Source organism: Bradyrhizobium sp. SZCCHNGR1005 (genome assembly GCF_032489995.1).
In the GTDB taxonomy this organism is placed as follows: domain Bacteria; phylum Pseudomonadota; class Alphaproteobacteria; order Rhizobiales; family Xanthobacteraceae; genus Bradyrhizobium.
In genome coordinates this window covers 147,465-166,043 of sequence record NZ_JAUEZC010000001.1, presented here as the reverse complement: position 1 = coordinate 166,043, position 18,579 = coordinate 147,465, and the positions used below count along the sequence as shown (strand labels likewise).

At 64.6% G+C, this 18,579-nt stretch carries 14 protein-coding genes; 9 read left to right on the top strand and 5 right to left on the bottom strand.

Annotated features, from left to right (window positions below; all coding sequences use genetic code 11):
• Positions 1-55: 55 nt before the first annotated feature.
• Positions 56-790, top strand: a complete 735-nt coding sequence (locus QXZ85_RS00690) for a cytochrome c biogenesis CcdA family protein (protein WP_315707002.1) — start codon at positions 56-58, stop codon at positions 788-790.
• Positions 791-837: 47 nt separating this feature from the next.
• Here QXZ85_RS00690 and QXZ85_RS00685 read toward each other — a convergent pair whose 3' ends face one another.
• Together QXZ85_RS00685 and QXZ85_RS00680 are read right to left on the bottom strand one after the other, a co-directional pair.
• Positions 838-2,355, bottom strand: a complete 1,518-nt coding sequence (locus QXZ85_RS00685; RefSeq protein WP_315741567.1) for a sensor histidine kinase — start codon at positions 2,353-2,355, stop codon at positions 838-840.
• 262 nt (positions 2,356-2,617) lie between these two features.
• Positions 2,618-3,892: a serine hydrolase domain-containing protein gene (locus QXZ85_RS00680; RefSeq protein WP_315769242.1), complete on the bottom strand. Its 1,275-nt coding sequence runs from the start codon at positions 3,890-3,892 to the stop codon at positions 2,618-2,620.
• 148 nt (positions 3,893-4,040) lie between these two features.
• On the opposite strand from QXZ85_RS00680, the gene QXZ85_RS00675 reads away from it, so the two are divergent.
• From QXZ85_RS00675 to QXZ85_RS00640, 8 genes are all read left to right on the top strand, one after another.
• Positions 4,041-4,958 carry a dioxygenase gene (locus QXZ85_RS00675; RefSeq protein WP_315741565.1) on the top strand — a complete coding sequence of 306 codons (918 nt, stop codon included), beginning with the start codon at positions 4,041-4,043 and terminating at the stop codon, positions 4,956-4,958.
• Between the two features lie 283 nt (positions 4,959-5,241).
• Entirely contained in the window at positions 5,242-6,624 is a 1,383-nt protein-coding gene (locus tag QXZ85_RS00670) for an MFS transporter (protein ID WP_315706998.1), read from the top strand.
• Positions 6,625-6,704: 80 nt separating this feature from the next.
• Positions 6,705-7,130 (top strand): globin family protein, encoded by a 426-nt coding sequence (locus tag QXZ85_RS00665; RefSeq protein WP_315706997.1) that lies wholly within the window; start codon positions 6,705-6,707, stop codon positions 7,128-7,130.
• A 5-nt stretch (positions 7,131-7,135) separates the two neighbouring features.
• Positions 7,136-8,350 (top strand): NAD(P)/FAD-dependent oxidoreductase, encoded by a 1,215-nt coding sequence (locus QXZ85_RS00660; RefSeq protein WP_315769240.1) that lies wholly within the window; start codon positions 7,136-7,138, stop codon positions 8,348-8,350.
• A 19-nt stretch (positions 8,351-8,369) separates the two neighbouring features.
• On the top strand, positions 8,370-11,063 hold the full coding sequence (locus QXZ85_RS00655; protein WP_315769238.1) for a molybdopterin-dependent oxidoreductase: 2,694 nt from the start codon (positions 8,370-8,372) through the stop codon (positions 11,061-11,063).
• A 176-nt stretch (positions 11,064-11,239) separates the two neighbouring features.
• Positions 11,240-12,079, top strand: a complete 840-nt coding sequence (locus QXZ85_RS00650; protein WP_316173653.1) for an aldo/keto reductase — start codon at positions 11,240-11,242, stop codon at positions 12,077-12,079.
• Positions 12,080-12,280: 201 nt separating this feature from the next.
• A complete protein-coding gene (locus QXZ85_RS00645; RefSeq protein ID WP_409977537.1) occupies positions 12,281-13,222 on the top strand; it encodes a DMT family transporter in 942 nt (313 codons plus the stop codon).
• 93 nt (positions 13,223-13,315) lie between these two features.
• Positions 13,316-14,488, top strand: a complete 1,173-nt coding sequence (locus tag QXZ85_RS00640; protein ID WP_315741560.1) for a fumarylacetoacetate hydrolase family protein — start codon at positions 13,316-13,318, stop codon at positions 14,486-14,488.
• Between the two features lie 31 nt (positions 14,489-14,519).
• Here QXZ85_RS00640 and QXZ85_RS00635 read toward each other — a convergent pair whose 3' ends face one another.
• The 3 genes from QXZ85_RS00635 to QXZ85_RS00625 all read right to left on the bottom strand — a co-directional run bounded on the left by QXZ85_RS00635 (position 14,520) and on the right by QXZ85_RS00625 (position 18,448).
• Positions 14,520-15,755, bottom strand: coding sequence for a 2Fe-2S iron-sulfur cluster-binding protein (locus tag QXZ85_RS00635; RefSeq protein ID WP_316173655.1), 1,236 nt, complete (start codon positions 15,753-15,755; stop codon positions 14,520-14,522).
• Positions 15,756-15,843: 88 nt separating this feature from the next.
• On the bottom strand, positions 15,844-16,947 hold the full coding sequence (locus tag QXZ85_RS00630; RefSeq protein ID WP_315729757.1) for a ferredoxin: 1,104 nt from the start codon (positions 16,945-16,947) through the stop codon (positions 15,844-15,846).
• A 1,039-nt stretch (positions 16,948-17,986) separates the two neighbouring features.
• The gene (locus tag QXZ85_RS00625) at positions 17,987-18,448 is read right to left on the bottom strand and encodes an Lrp/AsnC family transcriptional regulator (RefSeq protein WP_315706330.1); all 462 of its coding nucleotides are present in this window, start codon (positions 18,446-18,448) and stop codon (positions 17,987-17,989) included.
• Between the last annotated feature and the right edge of the window lie 131 nt (positions 18,449-18,579).

Here is an 18,579-nt window from a genome sequence, read left to right as displayed (position 1 = left end):
CGGCGTAGCGCCGGCTGCTGGCGTTCGGCCCCGGCGAGGACTTTGCAGGTACCGCATGATTCAAAACGTGTCGATTCCGGCTGCGCTGATCGCGGGCCTCGTCAGCTTCCTCTCGCCCTGCGTGCTGCCTCTGGTCCCGCCCTATCTGGTCTATCTGACCGGTGCAACGATTGAGCATATCGAGAGCGACGAGCCCCCGGCAGTTTCACAACGCGCCGTGATGATTTCGGCCGCGCTGTTCGTGCTCGGCTTCTCCACCGTCTTCGTCATGCTGGGCGCGAGCGCCTCGCTGATCGGAGAATTGATCCGGACCTGGTCGCAGGAGCTTTCGATCCTGGCCGGTATCGTCATCGTGGTGATGGGCCTGCACTTCCTGGGGCTCACCCGCATCAGCCTGCTGATGCGTGAGGGACGCTTGCCGATTCCAAAGCCCGTCGGACTCTGGGGGGCCTATGTGATGGGGCTTGCCTTCGCTTTCGGCTGGACGCCCTGCATCGGCCCGATCCTGGCCGCGATCCTGTCGATTGCGGCAGCCGAAGCCACCGTCGCGAAGGGCGCCGGCCTGCTCGCGGTCTATTCGGCGGGGCTCGGAATTCCGTTCCTGATCGCAGCCTTCATGATCGAGCAATTCTCCACGCTGCTCGCGCGGATGCGCGGCCACCTCGTCAATATCGAACGCGCGATGGGCGTCTTGATGATCGTCACCGGCATCGGCTTTTTGACCGGCGCGGTGTCGAGCTTCAGCATCTGGCTCCTGGAGACTTTTCCGGCCCTGCAGAGGTTCGGCTGAGACCGCTCACTGCTCCCCGGGGCACTGCTCCAAATCACTGCTCCAAATCACTGCTCCAGGGCGCAAGTGATGGTGTAGACCACGCCGCGCGGCAGGAAGTCGACCGTGGCCTCGCCGCCGAGCTGGTCGCGGGCGCTGCGCTCGATCAGCCGCGAGCCGAATCCGCGCCGGATCGGCGCGGCCACCACGGGGCCGCCGGATTCGCGCCATACCATCCTGAGCTTCGGGGCTTGCAACTTGGTCACATCCTTGTCGAGAAGCAGATCCCAGGAGAGATCGACCGTCCCGCTGTCGTTGGAGAGCGCGCCATATTTGGCGGCGTTGGTCGCGATCTCGTGCACGATCATCGACAGCACGAGGGCGAGCCGCGGCGACAGCGGCACCTGAGGGCCGGACATCTTGAAGCGATCGGGGCTGCTCAGCTGGTAGGGCTTCAGCACGCGCCTGATCACGTCGTCGAGTTCGGAGCCCTGCCATTTCTCTTTGCTGAGCAGGTTGTGCGCCTCGGCGAGCGCGCCGAGCCGTCCCTCGAATTTCTCGCGCTCCGTGCGGCTCGCACTGCGGAAGGTCTGCACGGCGATCGCCTGCAGGATCGCCAGCGTATTCTTGACCCGGTGATTGAGCTCCTCGATCAGGAGGTCGTGCAGCATTTCGCCGCGTGCGATCGTGGTCGCCATCCGCACCGCGAAGGCGAGCCCGATGGCGAGCAGCACGCCGCCGATCAGGCTGGTGACGGCGAGGTTACGCCACAGCGGCGCAACCAGCGAGTGTTCGGCAACCCCAGCGCCGATGATCCAGCCGGTGAGTGCGGAATGGGTAAAGCTCGACATCAGCGGCACGCCGTCGAGCGAGACGCTCGACAGCGTTGCTTCCTGCCGTTGCATCATCGCTTCGTATACGGAGTCGGACGCGCGCTTGCCGATCGTATCAGCGGGATTGGGAACGCGGGCGAAGACGATGCCGTCACGGTCGAGCAGTGACAGCGTCCAATCGGTGCTCGGTTGCTGCTTTTCCAGCATGGTCTGGAACATCGCGATCGGCGGACTGAAGGAGATCTCGTAGATTACCTCGCCGTCGCGAAACACCGGCACCTCCACTGTCACTACCTGTTGTCTCTTCATGGCGCCGAAGAACAGGTTCGAATATTGCGGCTGCCGCGTCCTGAAGACCTGTTCGACGATCTCCCGGTTGTTGCGCGCAGGCAGGCTTGCCGTATCGGTCGTTGCGGAGGAGAACAGCTGATGTCCGTCGCGGTCGCAGACGAGGATGGTGCCGTCCTTGCCGTACTGCTCGAGGAAGCCCATCGCGATCGGGCGGAAGCGTTCGAAGTCGCCAGACTTCAAAGCATCGGTGAGCGCGAGGACCTGCACTCCTCCGGTCATCCTCTGCATCTCGGCATCGAGCGTCAAACGGATGCTGTGCACCGTGTCCAGCACGCGTTGCCGGGCCTCGTTGCGGTCCTGTACGTAGTTGTGGAAGACGATGCCACCTGCGAACACGATCAAGGGTAGCGTGGTCCCTGCGACCAGGAGGGCAAGCCGGACGGGCAGGGAGAGCTTCGGCAACGGTGTTCCGTTTCTAATTGCCCCCGATGCGCCCATGGGTGCGGCGACAGGAGACCTTGAGGCATCAGGTCCAGCACGCGCTGGTCTCAAGAAGGCTGCAGGATATCATGCCGGCGCGGCTGCCTCAGCAACACATGTTGCGGCGGGCAGCCGTTCACATCATCGTCAGCATAGGAGGGGCGATCACCATTCGCCAAGCGCTTTACCGCGCAGATGGCAGGTTCCGCGCGCGCCGCCGTTGCAACATTTCTGGTGCTGTCGATCAAAGATTGCTATCTGTGATCGCGGCGTAGACCATGGTACGCAGCTCGCGCCGGATCGGATAGGCGCTCGACGGCAGGACCTGGGTCATGAAGATCGTGATCAGCTCCTCGGCGGGATCGATCCAGAATGCGGTGGAGGCCGCGCCGCCCCAGGCATATTCGCCGGCGCTGCCCGGGATCAGTGTCTTTGCTGGGTCCATCGTGACCGAGAAGCCGAGTCCGAAACCGATGCCGTTATAGGCTGCCTCCGCGAACATCGAGCGCGACATCGCCGGCAGGTCGACGCCACCGGGCAGGTGGTTGGACGTCATCAGCTGCAGCGTTTTCGGTCCCAGGAGGCGCACGCCGCCCAGCTCGCCGCCCTTGATCAGCGCGCGGCAGAAGGTGAGATAGTCAGACGAGGTGGAGCAGAGGCCGCCGCCGCCCGAGATGAAATCCGGCGGTGACAGGAACGTGCTGGTGGCCGGGTCGTCCTGCAGCGTGAGGCCGCCTTTGCGCTCGGCGGCATGGAAGCTCAGTCCGCCGCCCGCATCGGCCGAATAGCATGCGGCGAGCCGGTGCGCCTTGGCGGCCGGTACGTGGAAATCGGTGTCGCTCATCCCGAGCGGATCGAAGATGCGTTCTTTCAGGAATTGCTCGAACGGCTGGTCGGCGATCTTGCCAATCAGGTAGCCGATCACGTCGGTCGAGACCGAGTAGTTCCAGGCTTCGCCCGGGGAGAATTCCAACGGGATTTTTGCGAGGTCTGCGATCATCGACTGCATCGTACCGGCCTTTTCCACCGCGCCGATCTTCGCCTCCCGATAGGCTGCGTCCACGTTGGAGCGCTGCTGGAAGCCGTAGGTGAGGCCCGATGTGTGCCGCAACAGATCGACGATCTGCATCGGCCGGGCCGGCGGCCGGGTCACGAAGGCGGGCGCGGTGCCCGCGACGAACATGCCGAGGTTTTTCCATTCCGGAATATATTTGGCGACGGGGTCGTCGAGCGCGACCTTGCCTTCCTCGAACAGCATCATGAAGGCGACCGAGGTGATCGGCTTTGTCATCGAGTAGATGCGGTAGATCGTATCGTCCTTGACGGGCACGTTGCGCTCGACATCGGCAAGCCCGATCGAACTCATATGCACCACGTGGCCGCGTCGATAGACCAGCAGCTGGGTGCCCGGGAAGCGGCCGCTGTCGACATAACGGGCCTTCAGATGTGCATCGATCCGCTCGAGTGCAGCCTTGGACATGCCAGCGGATTCGGGGACGGCGGTCGTGGGGGCAAGCATCGGGGCATCTCCATCCGTCGTGCGGGTTTCGTTGGGGTCTCTTCTTCGCGACATGATCTTGATAGCCGAAAACCGGCTACCATTCCAAGGGAGCCAGCTTACAGAGGTAGCATGCCTGGTGTAGCCTTGACGCAAGGGAGGACTGCCAATGACCCAATTCAACGAAGCCCAGCTCACTGAGGCCGTCGTCGCCAGCTTCGAGCGCACGCCGGATGCGCGGACGAAATTCCTGCTGCAGGAATTGGTGAAGTCGCTGCACGACTATGTCCGCAAGACCAATCCTACCTTCGACGAATGGGCGAGTGCGGTCGATTTCCTGACCCGCACCGGGCAGAAATGCACCGCGAGCCGGCAGGAGTTCATCCTGCTGTCCGACGTGCTCGGCGTGTCCATGCTGGTCGATGCGGTCAATCATCGCGAGCGCGGAGGAGCCACCGAGACCACCGTGCTCGGCCCGTTCTATGTCGGCGAGCACAAGGTCATGGCTCATGGCACGGATATCTCTGGAACGAGCGTGGGTGAGAAGATGTTCGTGCAGGGCCGGGTCACGGATCCCGCCGGTGCGCCGGTCGCGGGCGCGGCGGTCGACGTATGGCACGCCGACGACGAAGGCTTCTACGATTCGCAGCGGCCGGCCTATGAGACGGAGGGGCCATCCTTGCGGGCTCGCTTCATCACCGACTCCGACGGCCGCTTTTTCTTCCGTACCATCCTGCCATGCAGCTATCCGATCCCGACCGATGGTCCTGTCGGTGAAATGATCCTCTATGCGCAGCGCCATCCGATGCGGCCGGCGCATGTGCATTTTCTGGTCGATGCCAAGGGTTACGAGCCTCTCATCACCCACGTCTTCATCGGGGGCGACAAATATCTCGACAGTGACGTCGTGTTCGGCGTGAAGGACGAACTCATCGCGCAGGTCGAGCGACGCACGGATCCGGTGATGCCGGACGGCGAATCCGTCGCCGCGCCTTGGCATTTGATGACCTATGAATTCCGCATGAAGGCCGGGGCCGGGATTGCGCCGAAACCGTTGGGCGCAACGGCTGCCGAGGCGGCGGAATAGCCGGCGAGTTAACTGCCCACTTCTTGTGCGTTGCACAGGAGGTGGGCGAATCGCAAAATTTGGGGGCGCCTCTGATCGGCTGACCTGTTTTTAGGCAGCTATAAGTAATTGATTTCTTTTAAAGACCTCTCTCCGTGGTCGCTGGCACGAAGCTTGAATGAAAGAGCTTGCAGACGCCACCGACGCCGTCGCTGAGCTCACATCACCCGACATTTGAAATCGCCAGCCTGGGGCCTCCCCAGAGCGTGCACCCGTGCGTGCGCGCGTGTGAAGGACATCTCGCATGAGCCAACAGAACCCGACCTGGATCTCGGATTGGAATCCGGAGGATGAGACGTTTTGGAATAAGACGGGCAAGATCATCGCCCGGCGCAATCTGATCTGGTCGATCGTCGCCGAGCATATCGGCTTCTCGGTGTGGCTGATCTGGTCGATCGTCGCGACCAAGCTGCCGCAGGCGGGCTTTCATTATTCGACCGACGAGTTGTTTCAACTGGTCGCGCTGCCCGGCTTGATCGGGTCTCTGATGCGCTTCCCCTATACGTTTGCGGTGACCACGTTCGGCGGCCGCAACTGGACCATCTTCTCCGCCTCGATCCTGTTCATCCCGACACTGGCGCTTGCGTATTTCGTCAGCCATCCGGAAACGCCGTTCTGGCTGATGCTGCTGGTCGCTTCGACCGCCGGCCTCGGCGGCGGCAACTTCGCCTCGTCGATGACCAACATCTCCTTCTTCTATCCCGACCGCATGAAGGGCTGGGCGCTCGGGCTGAATGCGGCCGGCGGCAATATCGGCGTATCCAGCGTGCAGCTGCTGACCCCGATCCTGATGGGCCTCGGCCTCATCAATCTGTACCAGGCCAGTCCCGTCAGCGGCGTCTACCTGCAGAATGCCGGCCTGATGTGGGTGCTGCCGATTGCGATCGCGGTGTTCGGCGCCACCTTCTTCATGAACAACCTGACCTCAGCCAAGGCCTCGATCAAGAACCAGCTTGCGATCGTCAAGCGCAAGCACACCTGGATCATGTCGTTCATCTATATCGGCACGTTCGGGTCCTTCATCGGCTATTCGGCGGCGTTTCCGCTGCTCATCAAGACGCAGTTTCCGGCGATGACCATCGCAATCGCCTTCCTCGGCCCGCTGGTCGGCTCGCTGTCGCGTCCGCTCGGCGGCCTGCTGGCCGACCGCATCGGCGGTGCCATCATCACCTTCTGGAACTTCATCGCGATGGTGGCCGCGACGATCGGCGTGCTCTACTTCGTCGGCGTCAAGGACTTCACCGGCTTCCTGGTCTCGTTCCTGGTTCTGTTCGTCACCACCGGCATCGGCAACGGTTCGACCTACCGCATGATCCCGTCGATCTTCCGCGAGGAAAATCTGCACAAGGTGAAGGGCCAGGGCGATGCCGCACGTCTTGCGGCGTTGAAGACCGCGAGCATCGAGAGCGGTGCGGCGGTCGGCTTCATCGGCGCGATCGGTGCGGTCGGCGGTTATTTCATCCCGAGCGGCTTCGGCAAGTCGATCGCGGCGACCGGCGGCCCGCAGACTGCGCTCATCGTCTACCTCTCCTTCTACGCAGTCTGCCTGGCGCTCACCTGGTGGTTCTACCTGCGCCGCGCGCCGGAAACCGCCGGCGCGCCGAGCCTTGCGGAAGCCCGCATCTGACGCTGCGGGGCGGATGGTGGCTCGACCACCATCCGCTTCGTCTGACGAATGGCCTTTCCTCAAACCATTGGATCGCCCAGATGACGCCTTCACAGATCACGCTGCTCCAAGACAGTTTCGCCAAGGTCGCGCCGATCTCCGATCAGGCCGCCATGATCTTCTACGACCGGCTCTTCGAAGTCGCCCCGCAGGTGCGGGCCCTGTTTCCCGACGATCTCACCGAGCAGCGCAAGAAGCTGATGGCGACGCTTGCGGTGGTCGTCAACGGTCTCACCAATCTCGAAGCCATCCTGCCGGCGGCAAGCGCGCTCGCCATCCGTCACGTCGACTACGGCGCCAAGCCGGAGCACTATCCGGTGGTCGGTGCGGCCTTGCTCTGGACGCTGGAGAAGGGCTTGGGCGATGCCTGGACGCCGGAGGTCGCGGACGCCTGGACCGCGGCTTACGGCACGCTGTCGAACTACATGATTGCGGAAGCCTACGGCAACAAGCAGGCCGCGGAGTAAGAGCTTTGAGCGAACCGCTTGTCATCGTCGGCAACGGCATGGCCGCAGCCCGGCTGGTCGAGGAGTTGTCGAAGACTGCGCTCGGCCGCTATGCGGTCGCCGTGATCGGCGAAGAGCCGAGACTCGCCTATAATCGCGTGCTGCTGTCGTCGGTGCTCGCGGGCGAGGTCGGCTCGCACGAGATCGAGCTGAAGCCGGCGGCATGGTGGCGCGAGCGCGGCGTGACCCTGAAATATGGTGCGCGCGCCACCGAGATCGATGTCGGCCGGCGCGAGCTGAAGGTGGAGAATGACGAGAGCATCGCGTTCTCCAAATTGGTGCTGGCGACCGGCTCGTTGCCGATCCGGCTCAACGTTCCGGGCGCGGATCTGACCGGCGTGCACACGTTTCGCGACAGCCGCGACGCCGATATTCTTCTGGCCCTCGCGGCGCAGAAGAAGCGCGTGGTCGTGATCGGCGGCGGCCTGCTCGGGCTGGAAGCGGCCTACGGGCTCGCTCGTGCCGGGACACCGGTGACGCTGCTGCATCTGATGGATCGGCTGATGGAGCGGCAACTCGACCAGCCCGCGGCGGCCCTTTTGAAGTCGTTGGTCGAACGCAAGGGCATCGAGGTGCTGCTCGAGGCCAATACTGCGCGCATCGAAGGCGACGGCAGAGTGGAGGGCGTCGCGCTCGCTGACGGCCGCCGGATCGCGGCCGCGGCGGTGATCTTCGCCGCCGGCATCCGGCCGAACGTCGCGCTGGCCAAGGAAGCAGGTCTTGCCGTCAATCGCGGTATCGTCGTCGACGACCAGATGCAGAGCAGCGCGCCGGACATCTTCGCGCTCGGCGAATGCGCCGAGCATCGCGGCACCTGTTATGGCTTGGTCGAGCCGGCCCATGACCAGGCCCGCGTGTTGGCGCGGCATCTGGCCGGCGCAAGCGCGGCCTATGAAGGCAGCGTCGTCGCGACCAATCTCAAGGTCTCCGGCGTCTCGGTGTTCTCTGCCGGCGACTACATCGGCGCCGACGGCAGCGAGGCCATCGTGCTGAGCGATGTCAGGCGCGGCATCTACAAGAAGCTGGTGGTCGCTGAAGGACGGCTGACCGGCGCGGTGCTGATCGGCGACACCAGGGATGCGCTCTGGTATCGCGACCTGATCCGCGCCCGCGAGCCGGTCGCGCCGATCAGGACCGAGATGATGTTCGGCCGCGCGACGGCGCGGCCGCGCGCCGCGTGAAGAGGGACCACGCACGACCATGAACGCTGTCAATCCGAACCTGCGCGCGGTGCGCACCACCTGTCCTTATTGCGGCGTCGGCTGCGGCGTGCTCGCCAAGCCGGACGGCCAGGGTGGTGCCGCCATTGCCGGCGATCCGGCGCATCCGGCCAACCTCGGCCGGCTCTGTTCCAAGGGCTCGGCGCTCGGCGAGACGCTCACACAGGACGGCCGGCTGCTTTATCCGATGATCCGCTGCAAGGGTGTGATGGAGCGGGTCGCCTGGAGCGACGCGCTCGACCATGTCGCGCACCGGCTCAAGCACATCATTGCCCGCGACGGCGCGGATGCGGTGGCGTTCTATCTCTCCGGCCAGATGCTGACCGAGGATTACTACGTCGCCAACAAGCTGATGAAGGGGTTCATCGGCTCCGCCAATGTCGATACCAATTCTCGGCTGTGCATGGCGTCGTCCGTCGCCGGCCATCGCCGCGCCTTCGGCGCCGATACCGTGCCGGGCGCTTACGAGGATCTCGAGCTTGCCGATCTCCTGGTGTTCGTCGGCTCGAATGCGGCCTGGTGCCATCCGGTGCTGTACCAGCGCATGCTCGCCAACAAGCAGAGCCGTGGCGCCAAATTCGTCGTGATCGATCCGCGCCGCACCGACACCTCAAGCGAAGCCGACCTTTTCCTCGGCGTGAAGCCCGGCACCGACACCGCATTGTTCTCCGGCCTGCTCGTGCACCTCGCCGATCACGGCGCGCTCGACCGTGACTATATCGAGCGGCACACCAGCGGGTTCGATGATGCGCTCGCGCGGGCCCGCAGCATTGCCGGCAGCATTGGCGCCACCGCGCTGGCGACCGGCCTGTCGGAGCCGGACGTCGCGGCCTTCTTCAAGCTGTTCCGCGACACGCCCCGCGTCGTCACGCTGTATTCGCAAGGCGTCAACCAGTCGGCGCAGGGGACCGACAAGGTCAATGCGATCATCAATTGTCACCTTGCGACGGGACGCATCGGCAAGCCGGGCGCTTCCCCGTTCTCCTTGACCGGCCAGCCCAATGCGATGGGCGGCCGCGAGGTCGGCGGCCTCGCCAACCAGCTCGCCGCGCATATGGCCTTCACGCCGCCGGACATCGACCGTGTCAGGCGGTTCTGGAAGGCGCCCGATATCGCCACCCATGAGGGGCTGAAGGCGGTCGCGATGTTCGAGGCGATCGCGCGCGGCGAGATCAAGGCGCTGTGGGTGATCGGCACCAATCCGGCGGTGTCGCTGCCGGACGCAGACCTCGTCCGATCCGCGCTGAAGAAGCTCGAGCTGTTCGTGGTCTCTGAGAACGTGCGTTCGAACGACACCGTGAATGCCGGGCCGCATGTGCTGCTGCCGGCGCAGGCCTGGGGCGAGAAAAGCGGCACGGTGACCAATTCGGAGCGGCGCATCTCGCGCCAGCGTGCCTTCCTGGACGCTCCCGGCGAGGCCAAGCCGGACTGGTGGATGCTGAGCGAGGTCGCCAGGCGCTTGGGCTTCGGTGCTGCGTTCAACTACAGCTCCGCCGCGGATGTGTTCCGCGAGCATGCTGCGTTGTCGGCCTTCGAGAACGACGGCGCGCGCGATTTCGATATCGGCGCGCTGCGCTCGCTGTCGGACGAGGACTACGACGCGCTGGCGCCGGTGCAGTGGCCCGCGCGCGAAGGCACGCCGCCCTGGTCGCGCTTCTTCGCCGATGGCGGCTTCTTCACCAACGACCGCAAGGCGCGCTTCATCGCGCCGGAAGTGCCGGCACTGCGCACCGAGACCACGCCGGCGCGGCCGCTGCGCCTCAATACCGGGCGCATCCGCGACCAGTGGCACACGATGACGCGCACGGGCTTGAGCCCGCGGTTGGGCGCGCATCTGCCGGAGCCATTCGTCGAGGTGCATCCCGATGATGCGCTGAAATACGGCCTCGTGCACGACGGTTTTGCCCGCATCACCACCGATCACGGCCAATGTATCCTGAAGGTCGTCGTTAGCGAGCGTCAGCAGCGTGGCATGCTGTTCGCGCCGATTCATTGGAACGAGACCAACGCATCCCATGCCCGCGTCGGCGCGCTGGTGGGCTCCACGACCGACCCGTTCTCTGGGCAGCCGGAGTCCAAGGCGACGCCGGCGGCGGTCGCGCCTTACGAATATGTCTTCCGCGGCTTCGTGCTGTCGCGCACCGAACTCGCGCTGCCGCAGCACCTGTGGTGGGCGCGCGCGGCCGTCGCCGGAGGCTTCGGTTATCTGTTCGCCGACAATGGCGACCTCGCGCGCTGGCCAGCCTGGCTGAAGGCGCGCGCGAGCGAGGACCTCGCCGAATACATGGATTTCGGCGGCGGGGTCTATCGCGCGGCCTCCTTTACCGGCGGGCGCATCGAGACCTGCGTGTTCGTCGGGCCGGCGCACGACGCCGGCGATTGGAACGTCGTGAAGGAGATGTTCGCGGCGGCTTCGCTCGATGACGAGCAGCGCCGCATGCTATTGTCGGGACGGGCGCCCGAGGGAGCGGCGAGCGGCGGCCCGATCGTCTGCGCGTGTTTCGGCGTCGGCCGCAACACGATCTGCGACGCCATCGCTGCCGGCGCCAGGACGCCGGCTGCGCTCGGCGCTGCACTGAAGGCCGGCACCAATTGCGGCTCGTGCATTCCCGAGATGAAGCGGCTGATCGCGCAGGTGCCGGCGCAACCGCCGGGTCTTGCCGCGACGGGCTAGAACCTTGCCCGTCATTCCGGGCTCGATGGCAAAGCCATCGAGCCCGGAATCTCGACAGTGGCTTGCATCCATTTCTACAAGCTCGAGATTCCGGGTTCACGCTTCGCGTGCCCCGGTGACGTCGCTTTGATATCGCTGCAATCGACCTCGCGCAGCCTCTCCGCTATACGTTGGCCATGAAGCACAAAACTTTCGGCAGCGGCGGACCCGACGTCTCCGTCATCGGGCAGGGCACTTGGTATCTCGACCACGGCGATCGCAAGCGCGCCATCGCCGCCCTGCAACGCGGGCTCGATCTCGGCATGAGCCATATCGACACAGCGGAGATGTATGGCGATGCCGAGCTCGTCATCGCCGACGCCATTGCCGGTCGGCGCGACGAGGTGTTCCTGGTCTCCAAGGTGCTGCCGAGCAACGCCTCGCGCCGCGGCACCATTACGGCCTGTGAGCGCTCGCTGAAGCGGCTGAACACCGACCGGCTCGATTGTTACCTGTTGCACTGGCGCGGCTCCTATCCGCTCGCGGAGACGGTTGCCGCTTTCGATGAGTTGACACGCGCGGGCAAGATCCGCTCATGGGGCGTCAGCAATTTCGATGCCGACGATCTCGATGAACTGCTCGAGGTCGCAGGTCCCGGCCAGATCGCCTGTAACCAGGTGCTCTATCATTTGCAGGAGCGCGCGATCGAGCACGCGGTGATCCCCTGGTGCGGGGAGCATGGTGTCGCCGTGGTCGCCTATTCGCCGTTCGGTCATGACGATTTTCCGACGACGACGAGCCCGGGTGGGCAGGTGCTGCAGCGCATTGCGCAGGCGCATGCCGCGACGCCGCGCCAGGTGGCGCTCGCTTTCCTGACCCGGGCCTCCGGGCTGTTCGCGATTCCGAAAGCCGGCTCGCCCGAGCATGCAGCGGAAAATGCTGCGGCGGGAAGCCTCGATCTGGCGGCTGCCGAGATCGCTGCGCTCGATCGCGCGTTTCCGCGCGGGCCGAAGCCGCGCGGATTACCGATGCTGTAGTGCAGCATCGCTCACAGATTGTTACCGCCTGTTGCGCGGAGCAAACGCGCATATCGGCTGCCCGATTTCTACGGGTTGCCGCCGGCGTCCGATTGACGTCTTGTCGGGCCTTGCCCGAGTCGTTCACGTCACTGCAGTCAGAGGTTGATCGTGTCTCCGCCCCACGGCGCAGCCGCGAGGCGCGATAGCGCAGCGCTCCCCTTGCCCGAGAAGAAGCCGCAGCCGCGACGGCGCGCACCCGCGCGGGCCGACCGACCGTTCCGCGGCATCGCGCTGATCCTGCTCTCGACGCTGTTCCTCGCCACCTCGGACGTCACGGCGAAATATCTCACCAAGACGCTGCCGCCGATCGAGATCACCTGGATGCGCTTCGTCGTATTCGCTGCGATCATGATTCCGGCGATGCTGCCCGGCTCGCCGCTCTTTGCGCTGCGGACCACGCGTGTTCGGTTCCAGTTGCTGCGCGGCTTGGCGCTGCTCGGCTCCTCGATCCTGTTCATCAGCGGCTTGCGTTACCTGCCGATCGCGGAGGCGTCAGCCACCAGCTTCGTTGCGCCCTTGTTCGTCACGGCGCTGTCGATCGTCTTTCTCAGCGAGAAGGTCGGGCTGCGGCGCTGGATCGCGACCATGGTCGGGCTCGCGGGCGTCGTCATCATCCTGCGTCCCGGCACCGGCGCGTTTCGGATGGCGGCGCTGTTTCCGATCGCATCCGCTTTCGCCTGGGCCTGCACGCTGGTGATGACGCGCGTGATGAGCGGGCGCGAGCATGTGATGACCACGATGACCTATTCGTCGATCGCCGGCGTCTGCGTGCTATCGGCCCTGGTGCCGCTGGTCTGGGTGGCGCCGACCTGGCACGACGTTCTGTTCGGGCTATTGGTCGGCGTTGCGTCGACCACGGGACAGTGGATCGTGGTGCTGGCGTTCCGTTATGCGGACGCCTCGGTGCTGGCGCCGTTCTCCTACATCCAGTTGCTGTGGGCCAGCATTTTCGGCTTCGTCGTCTTTGGCGAGGTGCCGGATGCCTGGACCATCACCGGTGCGGTCTTCATCGTTTCCAGCGGTCTTTATACCGCCCATCGCGAGCGCGTCCGGCGCTCGCAGCTCTTGACCGTGGTTGGCGAGACTTCGCCCAATCCGTGAAGCCTGGAATGACTGCAAGCGGTTCGAGCTTGGATCGCTTTCGCTCCAATGCTACCTCTCGCCGGACAACAAGCCTCACGGGAGAACGCCGCCATGATCGCCTTGACGCCTGAAGCCGTGTTGCCGGACGACGGCACCAAGGGGACGTTGGTCGGCCGCGTTTGGCGGCCAGATGTCGAAGGCCCCGCTGTCGTTGCGGTGCGCGGCGACGGCGTATTCGACGTCACCGCCGCTTTCCCGACTGTGAGCACGTTGTGCGAACAGGGCGATCCGGCCGCTGCGCTGCGCGCCGCCAAGGGCGAGCGTATCGGCGATCTCGCCGCCATCCTTGCCAATACGCCGCCCGACAGGCGCGATTCCACCAAGCCGTGGCTGCTGGCGCCGGTCGATCTGCAGGTGCTCAAGGCCGCCGGCGTCACCTTTGCGATCTCGATGCTGGAACGCGTGATCGAGGAGCGGGCGCGCGGCAATCCGGCCTCGGCGGAGGCGATCCGCAAAGAGGTCGTGCGCCTCGTGGGAGACGATTTCTCCAAGCTCAAGCCAGGCTCGGATCAGGCGATGCACCTGAAGCAGGTGCTGATCGAGCAGGGCGCCTGGAGCCAGTATCTCGAGGTCGGCATCGGGCCGGACGCGGAAGTCTTCACCAAGGCGCCCGTGCTGTCGTCGGTCGGCACCGGCATGGATGCCGGGCTGCATCCGAAATCGACCTGGAACAATCCGGAGCCGGAGGTCGTGCTCGCGGTCTCGAGCGAGGGCAAGATCGTCGGCGCCACGCTCGGCAACGACGTCAACCTGCGCGACTTCGAAGGCCGCTCGGCGCTGCTGTTGTCGAAGGCCAAGGACAACAACGCCTCTTGCGCCATTGGCCCGCTACTGCGCCTGTTCGACGCGACGTTCTCGCTCGATGACGTCAGACAGATGGAGGTCGCGCTCGAGGTGAAGGGCGCCGACGGCTTCGTGCTCGACGGCCATTCATCCATCAGCAAGATCAGCCGCGATCCGACCGATCTCGTCGGCCAGACGGTCGGCCGGGTGCATCAATACCCGGACGGTTTTGCGCTGTTCCTCGGCACGATGTTCGCGCCGGTGAAGGACCGCGACGCGCCGGGGCAGGGCTTCACCCACAAACGCGACGACATCGTCACCATCGCAGCGCCTCAGCTCGGCAAGCTCGTCAACCGCATGCGCCCCAGCGACGAATGCGAGCCCTGGACTTTCGGCGTCGGCGCGTTGATGCGCAGCCTGGCACGGCGCAAGCTGATTTGACCGCCTCAAGCACGACCTGAGGCGAGTTGGCTCAGGCGAATTGTCCTGCGCCCTTGCGCAACCGGTCCTGCTGATTTGCCTGATCCGCGAGAACGGCACGCTGCGGCATGCGCGAAGGTGAATGCTCGCGATCGGCAGCAAGTGCGCCGCGCCGCGGTTCGTGCGGCCGCTGGGTGCGCATCTCCTCGTCAGCGGACTGTGTCGGCACCAGCGAAAGCACCTTCTCGAAAGGATCGATCGGCGTCTCGCTGCTGCTTTGTGGCTGAGGTCGCCGCGCCACCAGCGTCTTGAGCTTGCCGAGCAGGCCGGCCGGCTCCTCCGCAGGCGCCGACTCGAACGGATCGGCGTAGAAGGTCGCGCCGGCCTTCTCGACGAGACCGGCCAGTGCGCTCACCATGCGCGGCGAGCCGCAGGCATAGACCACATCGGATGCGGTCAGTGTCGGCATATGGGCCTCGATCCGACCGCTGCGAATGGACGGGTGATTGGCAGGTCCTTCCTCCACCGTCGGAATCACCGTGACGTTCGGCAATCGGGCCAGCTGCGCCAGCACCGGAGTCATGTAGAGCGCAGGCAGCCGGCGCGCGCCCGCGATCACGACGATCGGGCGCTCTCTGGATTCGCGCAAGGCAACGGAAGCGATGGCCCAGATCGGCGCGAAGCCGGTGCCGCTCCCGGCCAAGATCAGCCGGCCGGAGCCGCCGGGACGCAGGAACGCATGACCATAAGGACCCTGGATGCGCAGCCGATGGCCGGGCCTGATGCTGGTGCCGAGCGCCGACGTCAGCCGCCCGCCACGTACACGCTTGATGTTGAGATGGATGACGCGTCCGCCGATGCGGCCGTCGAAGGATGCGGTAGGGCTGTAGGCCCGTGCCGGAAAGCCGTTGAAGGTGAAACGGAAATACTGTCCCGGCAGATAGCTGATGCTCTTTTCCGGCGCGATCATGAGCTCCATGATGTCGGGTGCGAGCTCGCGCAAGCCGACGAGCCGAGCCCGGGCAGTGTCGATCTCGGGCACATCCTCCATTTCGACCTCGAGGTCGGAGACGACGCGCGCCTGACAGGCATGAACCATGCCCTGTGTATGCGTTTCGCCGCACACGGTCTGGCCCTTGGCGACGTGCACCATGCAGGTGCCGCAGGTCCCGGCGCGGCAGTCGTATGGAATCTCGACGCCGTTCGCCAGCGCTCCGTCGAGCAAGACATCGCCGGCACGGACCCGAAAGGTGCGGCCCTTGACCGAAACAGTCCTGAAATTGCTCATGGTTCACTCCTCAAATCGGGCGCAAGGACACGGCGTGGTCTGGGGCGTGCCTGCCGCGGCCCCGGATCACGCGACCTCGCGCGAGACGTCACGCTTTGCCTGGTGCTACACGAATGAGATTCTTGTTCGCCGTCGTCTCGAACCGGCCGGACCAGTAGGTCGACGCCATCACCGGGCGCTTCAACCAGCTCACCTTGGGCGCGCGGAGCACGATGAACCAGAAGAAGAACGGCGTGGTCACTAGATGTGAGACGAGCGGAAACCAGTCCGGCAGCAGAGAGGCCGGGCCGGGGAGACGGTACCAATAATAGGTGCTGACCGCGGCGGCCGCGAAAATGCGGTGCAGGGTGGCGCGCGCGTCGGGCTTGTGGCGCAGGACGTACTCGCAGCACTTGAAGACGAGATAGGTCACGACGCACGCAATCAGCGGCCAGGCGTAGGTGATCATGACCGCGTGGTTGTCCACCTCGTCCGGGGCATAATCCCTGACCTGGTACCAGCCCCAGACGAAGCCGGGAAAGCTCCCGACCAGGAAATTCCCGAGGAATTGCTGGAGCCTGTTGCCGCTGGTCACGGTCGGCGACAATTCGGGCGTCGAATCCGGGCACGGATTGCTGCATCCCTCGCACAGATTGCAGCGCGCATTCTTGAAGGTGAGCGCGGGGTTGGTGCCGTACAGCCGCTCCACCGGGTGGATGGGGCATAGCGAGGTGCACCAGCCGGATCGCATCTCGAACAGCGATCCCATCGTGAAGGCGATGACCGCCGCGGATAGCAGCATGATCGCCGTCAGCGGGCCGTCCACGTTCAAGCCGATGCGCCGCATGGGGACGACGACGAACAGCAGGATGACGCTGATCAGGCCGAGCCCGGCCGCACCCCATTCGGGCATCCTGATGTTGCGCGAGATGCCGAGCTTCTGCGGCAGCATGTGCATCGTCGCCATCGGGCAGACATTGCGCCACAGGCCGGGCGAGATCGTCACCAGCGCCGGCGCGATGGGGATCAGGAAATTCCACATCAGCGCGATGCCCGCGGCCGGCCAGAACAGTAGCAAGCCGACCAGGACCACGCCCACGGTGAACATGACGGATTGAAGCGCGACCCAGACGCGCCGGCTCTTGGGGCTTACCGTGCGACTGCTGGAAGCTGATTTCGGGCAATATCTCGTGGGTGCGACGCGCACGGCCATGTTGGCCTGTGAGAATGATCCTCGGCGCTGCCGCGGAGACTCGAATTTGGCTGACTGACGGGCGCTGTTGTTCTGCATTGCTGTCCAGGCGCGGGGTTTGACATCAAGAGCGCGCGACGGATCCGACACCGATAGCCTGCGGCTGATGGCCGCGCACACTCAACTGTGAAGCTAGTAGGAAGATGTGGCCGTTTTGGATGGCCATTATGAACATCCCGGGGCCTTGCTGCGGTCGGCCTGCGGCGGGTTGATCTGGATCAAACGGTCATCGATTTTTGATCCAGATCAATGCGCCGACGCGACGGAGCCGGCGGGCACATTGTCAGTGCCGCGCTCCCCATGGTCGCTCCCGTCGGATCTTGGTGATCCGGGTGCTGGCTGCGTGAGCGGGCCAAGCCTACGTCGACGGTGCATAGGCGCATGCACAATTTGCCCGTCGTGCCAGTTTGCCGCATAGCTGCGGCCTTGCCGTGTCGGGCAAATCACAACGATCATCTCGGTCATCCTGCTCGCGACGAAGAGGGCGTTTCGGCCAATCGTCACGAAACGTAGCGGCGGGGAGCGGTAGACGCGGATGGTGCGGAATGACGAGCGCGCCTGATGCGGACGGTCAAGTCGCGCGGTCCTGATACTCCGACGCTAGTATCCCGCGCAACGCGCGCAAGCGCGTTGTCGCGCACGGTGGCCAGAAAGCCCGGCGCACCGGGGAGAACGCGAAGCAGCCGTTAAAACTATCGCGCAGGGAAGGCCGGGATGTCTTGGCCGAACCTGTGGTGACTGCCGCCTGCTTTTTTTTCTGCAGGCGGGCCATGGGAGCGGCGAGCTCCCGGCCTTCCCTGTGCCCTCTCTTATGAGGGAGGGACAAACGAACTTGCAAAGCTCGGACGCAAATGCGCCGCGGGAATGAAAACGTATGTCTCGACGCCGTCATTGCGAGCGAAGCGAAGCAAGCCGGAGTGTTGCACAGCGGCTGGACTGGATTGCTTCGTCGCTTGCGCTCCTCGCAATGACGACAGCGGAGATCGTGGCCGGCACCTGCTCAGACCGGCAGCGCGATCGAGTACTTCACCTGGCTCAATGCGAAGCTGCTCTCGATCGAGGCGATGCCGTCGAGCTTGGTCAGCTTGGTTTTCAGAAAGGCTTCATAGGACGAGAGATCAGCCGCCACGACACGCAGCAGATAGTCGCGATTGCCCGTCATCAGATAGCACTCCAGCACTTCCGGCCATTTCGAGATCGCCCGCTCGAAACGCGCGAGGTCTTCCTCCTTCTGCCGCGCGAGCTTGATCGAGATGAAGACGGAAACGTGCAGCCCCAACGCCTTCTGGTCCACGGTGGCGATGTAGTTGGTGATCACGCCGCGCTCCTCCAACAGCTTCACCCGCCGGTGGCAGGGCGACACCGACAGCCCGACCTTGCCGGCGAGCTCCTGCATGGTGATGCGGCCGTCGGCCTGCAGAATGCCGAGGATTTTCCGGTCGATGGCGTCGAGGTCAGGCATTGGAACAAAATCCGAGATGCGCGGGTTACATTGGAAAACTGTACCAAAAATCAGGGTCGAAGCGCAAGAAATTGAGAATAATGGCCGTGCCGCCGGGATTAACATGCTCGAATCCGAAAGCCTCCGGGGAG

Excerpts from the sequence above, each read along its gene's own strand:
- QXZ85_RS00690 (WP_315707002.1), top strand. The coding sequence starts at position 56 with ATGATTCAAAACGTGTCGATTCCGGCTGCGCTGATCGCGGGCCTCGTC.
- QXZ85_RS00670 (WP_315706998.1), top strand. The coding sequence starts at position 5,242 with ATGAGCCAACAGAACCCGACCTGGATCTCGGATTGGAATCCGGAGGAT.
- QXZ85_RS00650 (WP_316173653.1), top strand. The coding sequence starts at position 11,240 with ATGAAGCACAAAACTTTCGGCAGCGGCGGACCCGACGTCTCCGTCATC.
- QXZ85_RS00625 (WP_315706330.1), bottom strand. The coding sequence starts at position 18,448 with ATGCCTGACCTCGACGCCATCGACCGGAAAATCCTCGGCATTCTGCAG.
- QXZ85_RS00640 (WP_315741560.1), top strand. The coding sequence starts at position 13,316 with ATGATCGCCTTGACGCCTGAAGCCGTGTTGCCGGACGACGGCACCAAG.
- QXZ85_RS00680 (WP_315769242.1), bottom strand. The coding sequence starts at position 3,892 with ATGCTTGCCCCCACGACCGCCGTCCCCGAATCCGCTGGCATGTCCAAG.
- QXZ85_RS00635 (WP_316173655.1), bottom strand. The coding sequence starts at position 15,755 with ATGAGCAATTTCAGGACTGTTTCGGTCAAGGGCCGCACCTTTCGGGTC.
- QXZ85_RS00675 (WP_315741565.1), top strand. The coding sequence starts at position 4,041 with ATGACCCAATTCAACGAAGCCCAGCTCACTGAGGCCGTCGTCGCCAGC.
- QXZ85_RS00665 (WP_315706997.1), top strand. The coding sequence starts at position 6,705 with ATGACGCCTTCACAGATCACGCTGCTCCAAGACAGTTTCGCCAAGGTC.
- QXZ85_RS00630 (WP_315729757.1), bottom strand. The coding sequence starts at position 16,947 with ATGGCCGTGCGCGTCGCACCCACGAGATATTGCCCGAAATCAGCTTCC.
- QXZ85_RS00655 (WP_315769238.1), top strand. The coding sequence starts at position 8,370 with ATGAACGCTGTCAATCCGAACCTGCGCGCGGTGCGCACCACCTGTCCT.